Annotated in this window: 11 protein-coding genes; 5 read left to right on the plus strand and 6 right to left on the minus strand. The window is 69.1% G+C overall.

What is annotated here, in order from left to right; translation table 11 throughout:
• The first annotated feature begins 106 nt into the window (after positions 1-106).
• Genes P2L57_RS29980 through P2L57_RS29990 form a run of 3 tightly spaced genes read left to right on the plus strand, consistent with a single transcriptional unit; the run spans position 107 to position 1208 of the window.
• On the plus strand, positions 107-547 hold the full coding sequence (locus P2L57_RS29980; RefSeq protein ID WP_275819767.1) for an ATP-binding protein: 441 nt from the start codon (positions 107-109) through the stop codon (positions 545-547).
• Positions 548-573: 26 nt separating this feature from the next.
• Positions 574-831 carry a hypothetical protein gene (locus tag P2L57_RS29985; RefSeq protein ID WP_275819769.1) on the plus strand — a complete coding sequence of 86 codons (258 nt, stop codon included), beginning with the start codon at positions 574-576 and terminating at the stop codon, positions 829-831.
• The gene (locus P2L57_RS29990) at positions 828-1208 is read left to right on the plus strand and encodes a PIN domain-containing protein (RefSeq protein WP_275819771.1); all 381 of its coding nucleotides are present in this window, start codon (positions 828-830) and stop codon (positions 1206-1208) included. Before P2L57_RS29985 ends, P2L57_RS29990 begins: the two co-directional genes overlap by 4 nt.
• Positions 1209-1463: 255 nt before the next feature.
• Here the strand turns inward: P2L57_RS29990 and P2L57_RS29995 are convergent, their stop codons facing one another.
• A complete protein-coding gene (locus tag P2L57_RS29995; RefSeq protein ID WP_275819773.1) occupies positions 1464-2033 on the minus strand; it encodes a Uma2 family endonuclease in 570 nt (189 codons plus the stop codon).
• 121 nt (positions 2034-2154) lie between these two features.
• Positions 2155-3915, minus strand: coding sequence for an arginine--tRNA ligase (argS, locus tag P2L57_RS30000; protein ID WP_275819775.1), 1761 nt, complete (start codon positions 3913-3915; stop codon positions 2155-2157).
• 166 nt (positions 3916-4081) lie between these two features.
• Here argS and lysS point away from each other — a divergent pair, with 166 nt between their 5' ends.
• Positions 4082-5752, plus strand: coding sequence for a lysine--tRNA ligase (gene lysS, locus P2L57_RS30005; protein ID WP_275819777.1), 1671 nt, complete (start codon positions 4082-4084; stop codon positions 5750-5752).
• Positions 5753-6183: 431 nt separating this feature from the next.
• Here the strand turns inward: lysS and P2L57_RS30010 are convergent, their stop codons facing one another.
• The 3 genes from P2L57_RS30010 to P2L57_RS30020 all read right to left on the minus strand — a co-directional run bounded on the left by P2L57_RS30010 (position 6184) and on the right by P2L57_RS30020 (position 9131).
• A complete protein-coding gene (locus P2L57_RS30010) occupies positions 6184-7329 on the minus strand; it encodes a DUF2637 domain-containing protein (RefSeq protein ID WP_275819779.1) in 1146 nt (381 codons plus the stop codon).
• Between the two features lie 105 nt (positions 7330-7434).
• Complete coding sequence (locus P2L57_RS30015) at positions 7435-8115, minus strand: DUF3558 domain-containing protein (protein WP_275819781.1); 681 nt, start codon at positions 8113-8115, stop codon at positions 7435-7437.
• Between the two features lie 149 nt (positions 8116-8264).
• Entirely contained in the window at positions 8265-9131 is an 867-nt protein-coding gene (locus tag P2L57_RS30020; RefSeq protein WP_275819783.1) for a hypothetical protein, read from the minus strand.
• Between the two features lie 220 nt (positions 9132-9351).
• Between P2L57_RS30020 and P2L57_RS30025 the strand changes: the two genes are divergently transcribed.
• Positions 9352-10545 carry an RtcB family protein gene (locus tag P2L57_RS30025; RefSeq protein ID WP_275819785.1) on the plus strand — a complete coding sequence of 398 codons (1194 nt, stop codon included), beginning with the start codon at positions 9352-9354 and terminating at the stop codon, positions 10543-10545.
• Between the two features lie 100 nt (positions 10546-10645).
• Here the strand turns inward: P2L57_RS30025 and P2L57_RS30030 are convergent, their stop codons facing one another.
• Positions 10646-11155 carry a hypothetical protein gene (locus P2L57_RS30030; protein WP_275819787.1) on the minus strand — a complete coding sequence of 170 codons (510 nt, stop codon included), beginning with the start codon at positions 11153-11155 and terminating at the stop codon, positions 10646-10648.
• Between the last annotated feature and the right edge of the window lie 67 nt (positions 11156-11222).

Below are 11222 nucleotides of genomic sequence, written 5' to 3' on the forward strand. Positions count from 1 at the left end.
AACTCCCCACCCCCGCCCGTACGTCACCTCGAACAAGCCCGTACGGAGAATCCGTACGGGCTGACGCACTGGTTCCACTTCGATACGCACCGCAACCATCTGTCGCATGAGCGACAGCTTTCAACCGTCGTGCTTCAGCAAGCACTTCTACCCACGCACGCGCCGATCCGTGCCCGCCGCACGGGAGTTCGCGCGGCGGGCGCTGCGGCACTGGAACATCGTGTCCCGCGCGGACGACATCCTGCTCTGCGTAAGCGAGTTGGCCACCAACGCGCTGCTGCACGGCGTCCCGCCGGGGCGTGGTTACCAGGTCTCGCTGGGGCTGTCCGGGGACGGCGTACTGCGCGTGGAGGTGGACGACAGCGGCGACGGCGATCCACGCATCCCCGACACGGCAGCCGAGGACGAATCCGGCCGTGGCCTACGGCTGGTGGCCGCCCTCGCCGACAAGTGGGGTGTGGGGGAGCGAGTGCCCGGAAAGTTCGTGTGGTGTGAGTTCGACCTCTCGCGACGTTCCACATACGGGTACGGGTACGTACCCGTATGATCTCAACGTCGGGAAGGAGCCGCACAGTGGCTGACGCCAACATCCGTATCCCTGAAGCAGCTCGTGATCGCCTCGCCGAGGTCGCCGCAGCCGAAGGCATGTCGCTGCGGGCATATCTCGCCCGCCTCGCCGACACGCTGCTCACGCCGTCCGAACGTGCGGAACGCGCTGCCAGGGCCCGTGAGGTGCTGCGGGAGTGGAACGGATACAACCCCACCGAAGCCGAGGAGCGCCGAATCGACGCGGAGATCGACAGGCGCCTCGCTGAGGCGACGGCCCGATGAGCGATGAGGCGCACGTCGTGTTCGACGACACGGCCATGGTGGCAGCGGGTCGCGGGAATGTGATTGCTTCCAGGCTGATTTACCAGGCACACGCCCAATCGGGGTGGTATCTCTACGCTCCAGCGTGCGCCGTGGTGGAAGCCGACCGCACCCGCCCGGGCACCGCTGAGCACATCGCCGCCCTGCCCGGCATCACCGTGCTTGAGTTGGACCTGCCCGCCGCCCTTGCGGTCGCACGGGAGACCACGTGGGCGGCTGCACATGTTCAGTACGCGGCTGCCCCGACAGCTGAGCGACCTGACGGCGCGATCATCGCCACGGCCGCTCCCAACCGGTGGACGGGACTATCTGTGCGCGTACTCGACGTCAATCCCTGACCATGAAAACGAGCCTCGATCAGACGGCCAGGCTGACAGGTAGCACACCAGGCCCGCGAAGAAGACCAGGCGAAGCGCGAAACGCTGCACGAGGGATATAGCGTTCTGCCGCCCGACTCGGCCGACCGCATCGACCTCTACCGGCTCTATCACGCGCTGGAGCTGTGGGACTGGTTCGCGACCATCGGCCAGACCGCGCCCCTGCCCGGCATCGCCGAGGACATCAGGCGGATGACCGCCTGACTGGGGGTGAGGTCAGGCCAAGAGGAGCGAGTCCACGTCCAACTCGACCTTGGCACCGATGGATTCGGGCAGGACGAAGGTCTGCCCCTTCCCGTACACCGAGCGGGAGCGGTACTCACCGTTGAGGGGATCGCTGAGCACGACGACCTCCTCGTGCTTGCGGTCGCCGATGACGTACACAGGAATTCCGGCCACCGCGTACAGCTCGGGCTTGGTGTAGAGATCCGTGCGCCAGTTGGACGAGGTGACCTCCAGGACGAGGCGGCAGGCCGCGGGTTCCACGCAGTTGTACTGGACCACATGGTCCTGGTGGTCCGCGTCCACGATCGCCAGGTCCGGGATCGCGTAGTCCTCCTCACCCGTCGGCAGCCAGATGCCGATCGCCTGGACGACGCGGGTTTCGCCGCGGTGCAGGTTCGCGGCCAGGAGCGGCATCATCACGTCGGTGAGCGACTCCGCGTGCGGAGTGTCGGCGCGCGGCGTCACGATCAGCTGTCCTCCGAGGATCTCGGGGCGGTAGCCCGGAAGGTTCTGGAACGCCAACTCGGCCACGTCGATGAGGCGTTCCGGGGTAGCCGTCATGTCGCTTCTCCTGCTTGCCTCGTCCTTCTTGGCCACGGGACCTCACCTTTAGGACCTAACGACGAAACGGCTGCCCCGGCAGTAGTAGCCGGGGCAGCCGCAAGGGGGCGCGTGGAAGCATTCAGAGGCGCTCGGGCGTCCGGATCCCCAGCAGGGCCATGCCCTGGCGCAGGGTGCGGGCGGTCAGGTCGCAGAGGAAGAGGCGGTTCTCCACCATCACCTGGCCGCCCTCGGCCTTGAGGACCGGGCAGTGCTCGTAGAACGCGGTGTACGCGGACGACAGGCCGTACAGGTACGAGGCCAGCTTGTGCGGCTCGTAGGTCTCCCGTACCGAGGCCAGCGTGTCGCCGAACTCGTCGAGCGCCAGGCCGAGCTGGCGCTCGGCCGGGGCCAGCGGCAGCTCCGGGTGGGCCACCGGGCCGATGTCGCCCGCCTTGCGGATGATGGAGCGGATCCGCGCGTACGCGTACTGCAGGTACACACTGGTGTCGCCGCTGAGCGAGACCATCCGGTCCAGATCGAAGGTGTAGTCCCGGGTGAGCGAGGTCGACAGGTCCGCGTACTTCACGGCGCCGATGCCGACCTGCTCGGCCCGCTCGTCGATCTCCTGCGGCGTGAGGTCCTTGCTCTTCTCGGCGATCACCGTGCGGGCCCGGTCCACCGCCTCGTCGAGCAGGTCGATCAGCCGGAACGTCTCGCCCTCACGGGTCTTGAACGGCTTGCCGTCCTTGCCCAGCACCGTGCCGAACGGCAGGTGCCTCACGGTGACCTCGTCGGTCAGCCAGCCCGCCCGGCGGGCGGTCTCGAAGACCATCTTGAAGTGCAGCGCCTGGCGAGCGTCGACCACGTACAGCAGCGCGTCCGCGTGCAGGTTGCCGGTACGGTCCCGGATCGCGGACAGGTCGGTGGCCGCGTAGCCGTAACCGCCGTCGGCCTTGCGGACGATCAGCGGGACCGGGGTGCCGTCCTTGGCCTTGATGTCGTCGAAGAAGACGCACAGCGCACCGTTGGACTCGACGGCGACGCCGGACTCCTCCAGCAGCTTGCAGGTCTCCGCCAGCATGTCGTTGTACGCGCTCTCGCCGACGATGTCGGCGTCGTGCATCTCGACGTCCAGCTTGTCGTAGACCGAGTAGAAGTAGATCTTCGACTCGTCGACGATCTTGTGCCAGAGGGCGAGCGTCTGCTCGTCGCCCGCCTGCAGGTCGACCACCCGGCGGCGGGCCCGGTCCTTGAACTCCGGGTCGGAGTCGAACAGCGCCCGCGACGCCTTGTAGAGGCGGTTGAGCCGCGACATCGCGCCTTCGCCGCTGTCCCCGTCGGAAGGGTGGTCCAGCTCGTGCGGGTGCTCGATCAGGTACTGGATGAGCATGCCGAACTGGGTGCCCCAGTCGCCGATGTGGTGGCGCCGGATCACCGTCTCGCCCGCGAACTCCAGGATCTTCACGATCGCGTCGCCGATCACCGTGGAGCGCAGATGGCCGACGTGCATCTCCTTGGCCACGTTCGGCTGCGAGTAGTCGATCACGGTGCGGCCCGGGTCGTCCGCGAGCGGGACACCGAGGCGGTCGTCTTCGGCGCGTGCGGCCAGGGTGCGCACGATGGCGGCGTCCGAGACCGTGATGTTGAGGAAGCCGGGACCCGAGACCTCGACCTCGGCGATCAGCTCGTCGGACGGCAGTGACTCCACGACCTGCGCTGCCAGCTCCCGCGGATTGGCCTTGTTCCGCTTGGCCAGCCCCAGCACCCCGTTGGCCTGGAAGTCCGCCCGGTCGCTACGTCGCAGCAGCGGATCGGCGTCGGCGGCCGACGGCACTGCGGCCGCGAGGGCGGCCGAGACACGCTGCTGGATCGAGGCGGAGAGGGAAGGGACCGAAGCCATGGGATGGATGCCGTTCCTTAGAAGGATGGAGGATTCGAATCCATCCGAGTATCCCATGGCGAAGGGCGGCTCCCCGGGGATGGGACAATCGACTGGGGACGTGTAGCCGTCCAGGCCGCATCCCCCAGCAGGATGGCAGCCGACCAACTGGAAGGAAGCAGAGACAGTGGCTCAGAGCACCGAAGCCGACTGGGTCGCCCGCGCTGCGGACGACATCATCGCGGAAGCCGAGCGGCGGGCTCCGGGCAAAAAGATTGTCTGCGCCTCCGGCATCAGCCCTTCCGGACCGATCCACCTGGGCAACCTGCGCGAGATCATGGTCCCGCACCTGGTCGCCGACGAGATCAAGCGGCGCGGGGTCGACTGTGAGCACATCCTGTCCTGGGACGACTACGACCGGCTGCGCAAGGTACCGGCCGGGCAGCCGGCGTCCTTCGCCGAGCACATCGGCCGTCCGCTGACCGCCGTCCCCGACCCGACCGGCGAGCACGCCAGCTGGTCCGACCACTTCAAGGCGCCGTTCCGGGCCGCGCTGAAGGAACTCGGGGTCGAGGTCCGGGAGATCAGCCAGACCGAGATGTACACCTCCGGTGCCTACCGCCAGCAGATCCTGCACGCCATGCGCGAGCGGCGGCAGATCGACGCCGTGCTCGGCCGGTACCGCACCAAGAAGGCCAAGACCGACGAGGGCTCGGAAGGCGCCGCCGAGGACGACGAGGGCGGCGCGGGCACCGCGTACTACCCGTACAAGCCGTACTGCGGCGCGTGCAACCGCGACCTGACCGCGGTCACCTCGTACGACGACGAGACCACCGAGATCGCCTACACCTGCACCGCCTGCGGGCACTCCGAGTCGTTCCGGCTGGACAGCCACGACCAGGGCAAGCTGGTGTGGAAGGTCGACTGGCCGATGCGCTGGGCGTATGAGGGCGTGACCTTCGAGTCCGGTGGCGTCGACCACTCCTCGCCCGGTTCCTCCTTCACCGTCGGCGGGCAGCTGGTCCGCGAGATCTTCGACGGGCTGCCGCCGGTCTACCTGCCGTACTCCTTCGTCGGGATCAGCGGCATGGCGAAGATGAGCAGTTCCAAGGGCGGTGTGCCGACCGCGGGTGACGCGCTGCGCATCATGGAGCCGCAGTTGCTGCGCTGGCTGTACGCCCGCCGTCAGCCCAAGCAGGCCTTCAACATCTCCTTCGACCAGGAGATCAGCCGCACCTACGACGAGTGGGACGCGCTGGAGCGCAAGATCGAGGCGGGCACCGCCGCGCCGGTCGACATCGCGATCCACTCCCGCGCCGCCCGCACCGCGGCCGGTGAACTGCCCACCACTGAGCGGAAGTTGCCATTCCGTACGCTGGCCTCGGTGGTCGACATCACCACCGGCCACGAGGAGCAGACCCTGCGGATCCTGCGTGACTTCACCATCGAGAACCCGATCTCCTCGCTGGACGAGACGCGTCCGCGGCTGGACAAGGCGGAGAACTGGGTCTCCACGCACGTGGACGAGGACGAGCGCACCCGGGTGCGCACCGAACCGGACCGCGAGACCCTCGCCACCCTCGGCGACGCCGACCGCGAGGCGCTCAAGCTGCTGGTCGACGGCCTGGACGAGCACTGGTCGCTGGACGGGCTGACCACGCTGGTCTACGCGGTGCCGAAGCTGCAGGCCGGCTTGGCTCCGGACGCCAAGCCGACCCCGGAGCTGAAGGTCGCCCAGCGGCAGTTCTTCGCGCTGCTCTACCAGCTGCTCGTCGGCCGCGACACGGGTCCGCGGCTGCCCACCCTGCTGCTCGCCGTGGGCGCCGACCGAGTCCGCGAGCTGCTCGCGGCCAGCTAGCGGCTTTGTTCCGGCGGCGGGTTGGCACGATGGCCGGCCCGCCGCCGGTTCGCCGGGTCCGCTGCGCGGGCTCCGTCGGCGTTTCCCGGCGGGTTGCGGTGGTTCGGCACCGCCGGGCTCCGGCACTGTGCTTGCTCGCCGTCGCGGCGGAGATTTTGTTGTTGCCCGGCAACGGCGGGTGGCCGACGGCACCGTTCGGCGGGGATGTTGTCGCCTCGGTGGCGGCGGGTGGCCGCGATGACGTGGGCTGGTGGTTGCGGACATGGTGCCGTCGCGGCGGATAGCCCTTTCCGCCGCAGTGGTGCGCAACCACGACGTTGTGGACCGGCGGTTTTCGAGCTCACCGCAACCGGCACCAGCGGCGGCCCCTGGGAGCGGCTCACCGCGACCGGGCGAAGAACCGTTACGCCAGGCGCGCTAGCCGATAGGCGCTAGCCGACCTGTTCCACCTCAAGGTGGTAGCGCTCGCGCAGTTCGCGCAGGTACAGGCGGAGGTACTGCTCGCTGAGCGGGCCGCCGTTCTCGGCGGTGATGCCGTAGCCGTCCGTCAAGTACAGCCCGAACTGGCGGGCGTTGGGCGGTTCCCCGTGGTTCGTGACGTATGAGCTGAAGGCAGTGAAGAACGCCTCCTCCACCGTGACGCCATCGGGCAGTACCGGCTGCTCCGGTTCCGGCTGCGGAGGAATGAGCGTCCGGCGCCGACCGGGCCCGACCGGCACGGTCACCGGCGGAGCAGCGGGCTCCGCCGGTGCGGGCTGTGGTGCAGCGGTGTACTCCGCCGGTACGGGTTCGGGTTCGGGCTGCGGTTGCGGGGCCGCCTCGACGGGGGCTGCGGTGACGGGAGTCGCCGCGACCGGGGCGGGCAGCGCCTCGGTGGCCGCCTCTGGAACCGTGATGCCCGCCGCGGCGAGACCGGCCGCCGCGGTCTCGGCGATCGGCACGCCGTACCGTGCCAGCCGCAGCGGCATCAGCGACTCGACCGGTGCTTTGCGCCGCCAGGCGCGCCCGTACTTGGCGCGCAGCCGTGCCCGGTACACCAGCCGGTGCTGCTCCAGCCGGATCACCTCGTCGTAGGAGCGCAGCTCCCACAGCTTCATGCGCCGCCACAGCCGGAACGTGGACGGAAAGGCGAGCAACCAGCGCGCCACCCGCACCGACTCCATATGGCGGTCGGCGGTGATGTCCGCCACCCGCCCGATCGCATGCCGGGCCGCCTCGACGGAGACCACGAACAGCACCGGAATCACCGCGTGCATCCCGACGCCGAGCAGATCGGGCCAGGCCGCCGCGCCGTTGAACGCGATGGTGGCGGCCGTCAGCAGCCAGGCGGTCTGCCGCAGCAGCGGGAACGGGATCCGGAACCAGGTCAGCAGCAGATCGAGCGCCAGCAGTACGACGATCCCGGCATCGACGCCTATCGGAAAGACGTTGGCGAACCAGCCGAACCCCTTGCGCAGCGCCAAGTCCCGTACCGCCGCATAGGAACCGGCGAAGCCGATCGCGGCGATGACCACCGCTCCGGCGACGACGACACCGACCAACAGCCGGTGCGTGCGGCCCATACGTATCGCGGACATCCCGCGGCCCTCCCGCGCTCGGCAACTGGCGCGGCACAGCCTGCCATACGAGCCGGGCGCCGAGGGCGGGAGGATCCGCAGCGGGCCGGGACGTTGGCCCAGTCGTTACTTCAGGGACGCCAGGGCTTCCTTGGCGGCCTGCTGGGTGTCCTTGTCCATTTCGTCGGCCTTGGGCTTGTCATCACCCTGCATACCCGCGCCGTTGAAGTCGACCACCACCACGACGTTGGCGGAGCGGGCCACCACGGTCGCGTTGTGGTAGGCGTCGTCGCCCTTCTTGTCGTCCCAGGTGACGAGGGTGGCGCCGTCGCCGAGGCCGCTCAGCTGGGTGGCCTTGGGGCTGGACGCCTTGCCGGTGGTGCTCGTTACGGCCTGCTGGTACGAGGTCTTGGCCTGGTCCTCCGCGGAAGCGGTGGGTATCGAGTCGAACCGCTGGAAGGAGTCGTCCAGGTAGCGGAACTGGTACCCGTCCAGACCGTTCCAGGAGCAGCCGCCGCGGGTCTTGGAATCGGTCGACTTCGCCGCCGATCCGTTCGGGTCCTTCGCGCTCTGCACCAGGTGGTTGACGGTGTCCGGGGACATGGCCTTGCACGGGTCCGGAATCGCCTTGTACTTGGCCGCGGCGAGGGACGAAGAGGTGGCGGACGCGGTGGACGGCGATCCGCTCTGCCCCTGCTGGCCGTTCGGCGAGGAACCGGATCCCGAGGAGCAGCCGGTGATCAGCATCACCGGCACGGCGGCGCATGCGAGCAGGCGGGCGAGGCGCGGAGCAGCTGGTCTGTGCATGGGTCCTTCTGTCGTTGTGGGGCGGTTGTTGCGTGACGCGCGACCGTCCCGGCCGCAGACGTAAATGGACACAATACGTGCTCTGCGTGGCGCGCTGTCCTTGTGCGCACCGGATGTGCTATTCGTCTCGCCGGTGCCTGGTGGGCACTCTATTCTTCGATTTTCTTGGCCAGTTCCTGTGCGAGGCCGTGCGCGCCCAGCTGCAGATCGAGGCTCTGCGGCATCACCGACGCATTGCTGGACCACTGCGAGAACTCGATGGTGACCAGCACGTTGGCGGTACGGAACACCACCGTCACGTCCCGGTGCACGCCGGAATCGCGGGTCATCAGGGCGTCGTTGAGGAATGCCTCGTCGCCGATGCCGCCGACCCGCCGGGGGGCGGTGTCGGGGGCGGCGCTCGCGGAGGCGCTCCCGGAGGGCGGGGGTGTCGACGGTGACTGCGAGGGCGACGCGTTGGCGCTGGCGCCGGGGGTCGGGCTCTGGCTCGGCCCCGGGCTCTGGCCGGGGGTCCCGCTGGGGGCGGGTGTCTCGACCGGGATGTGCGCGGCCGCCGCCAGCTGCTGGTACTCCTGTGCCGCCTTGTCCTCGTCGCTGACGGCCGGGTCGTAGCTGACCACTCGCTCGAAGTCGACGTGCAGATAGCGGTTGCCCCCCGAGACCGAGCCGCTCCACTTGCAGCCGACCCGGCGGTCGGTGTCGAAGGTGACCGCGGCCTCGCCGCCGTAGTCCTGCGAGTTGGGCAGCAGCTGGTGCAGCGTGCCGGAGCTCACGGCGCCGCAGGGCTCGGGGAGGGTGCGGTACTTGCCGGGCGGGGCGGCGCTCGCGGAGTCGGTGCGACTGCTGATGCCCGAGTTGTCGGTGGCGCTACCGGTGCTGCCGGGGCCTGAGCAGCCGGTGAGGGCGGCCAGCGCGGTGAGCGAGAGGACGCCCGCTATGGCGCCACCGGTGCGGCGCATCCTGGGCGTGGGTGTGTTGCCGGTCAGTCCTTCCCCGGGCACTCCCCTTGGCGTCACTGGCCTGGCCCCTTTCGAAAACGCGTTGCCGCTGCGGGGCGGCCCGTGAACACAATGTCTATCGCAGACATCGGCGGTGCCGCCGGTCGCGTGTGTTGATTGGGTTGTTTCGCCCCCGAATCTTGTTTTGACTAAGAAGCGCTAAATTTTGCCCGTTTTGTCGTTAGTTTCAGCCGGTAAGTCCAACACTGAAAGCAGTGAGTCCGACCCAGGGGGAGAGATGACGTACACCGAGGTGCCCGGCGTCCGGGTACCGATCCGCATGTGGACCGATCCGGCCACCGTCGAGGACGTGGCGATGCAGCAGCTGCGCAACGTCTCGTCGCTGCCGTGGATCGAGGGACTGGCCGTGATGCCGGACGTGCACTACGGCAAGGGCGCGACCGTCGGTTCGGTCATCGCCATGAGGGGTGCCGTCTGCCCGGCGGCGGTCGGCGTGGACATCGGCTGCGGGATGAGCGCGGTGCGGACCTCGCTGACCGAGAACGACCTGCCCGGTGACCTCTCCCGCCTCCGATCCAAGATCGAACAGGCCATTCCGGTCGGCCGCGGCATGCACGACGACCCGGTTGACCCGCGCCGCCTGTACGGGGTCCCGGCCGCGGACTGGGACGGGTTCTGGTCCGGGTTCGACGGCCTGGCGGAAGCGGTGAAGTTCCGGGAGGAGCGGGCGACCAAGCAGATGGGAACGCTTGGGTCCGGAAACCACTTCATCGAAGTGTGTACGGACGCCACCGGTTCCGTCTGGCTGATGCTGCACTCCGGGTCCCGCAACATCGGCAAGGAGCTGGCCGAGTACCACATCGGCGAGGCCCGGAAGCTGCCGCACAACCAGGGCCTGATCGATCGCGACCTGGCGGTGTTCATCGCGGACACCCCGCAGATGGCCGCCTACCGCCGTGACCTCTTCTGGGCGCAGGAGTACGCCAGGCGGAACCGTTCCATCATGATGGCGCTGCTGCAGGACGTGGTGCGCAGGGAGTTCAGGAAGGCGAAGGTGACCTTCGACGAGGTGATCTCCTGCCACCACAACTACGTCAGCGAGGAGCGCTACGAGGGCATGGACCTGCTCGTCACGCGCAAGGGCGCGATCAAGGCGGGCGGCGGGGACTACGGCATCATCCCGGGTTCCATGGGCACCGGTTCGTACATCGTGCGCGGCCTGGGCAACGAGGCGTCGTTCAACTCGGCCTCGCACGGCGCCGGTCGGAAGATGAGCCGCAACGCCGCGAAGAAGCGGTTCTCCACACGCGATCTGGAAGAGCAGACGCGCGGCGTGGAGTGCCGCAAGGACTCCGGCGTGGTCGACGAGATCCCAGGCGCCTACAAGCCGATCGAGCGCGTCATCGACCAGCAGCGCGACCTCGTGGAGGTCGTGGCAAGGCTCAAGCAGGTCGTCTGCGTCAAGGGCTGATTCCCTGCACCACGAGGCGCGACCCGGCGGAGGAGCGCCGGGAAGGGCCGGCGATCGGACGATCCGTAGGTAACGGAGCTGCCCGGTGGGGCGGTTGACGTCAGCCGCGCCTGCGCGAGACCAGGAACACCGCGGCGCAGACGGCGACCAGGGTGGCGGCAGCGGCGGCGCTCCAGAGCCAGACCGTGGGGCCGGATGACGAGTGGGTGGCGATGGCCGCCTTCGGGGCGGCGCCGTCCGGCACGGTCATGGTCGCCTCGCCACGGCCCAGCGCGGGAAAGCCGGACTCCACGCTGACCTTCCACCGCCCGGCGGGCAGTGCCTCGGCGGTGGTGAACGTCGCGGTGCCGCCCGGCACCTCCACCAGGCGCCACGGCCCTGCGGTCCGCCGGCCGTCGGCGGAGACCGCGCTGAGCGTCGCGGACAGGGTCTCGGTGACCGGATCGCCGTCGTTGTCCCAGCTGGCGACGGTCCGTACGTGTCCGCCGTCCTGGCCGCTGATCCGGAAGTCGATGGTGTCGCCGTGGGCGGCGGCGGACCCGGCGGTGCCGAGGACGACCGCCCCGCAGAGCGCGATCACGGCGGGCAGGGCGGCGAAGTGCTTACGCATGGGGCTCCTCAGGGGGTGCGGGGGAAGGCGGTACGGGCCTGCCGGGCGAGGCAGGCCCGTACCGCGA

It is taken from the genome of Streptantibioticus ferralitis (assembly GCF_029223525.1).
GTDB lineage: Bacteria > Actinomycetota > Actinomycetes > Streptomycetales > Streptomycetaceae > Streptantibioticus_A > Streptantibioticus_A ferralitis.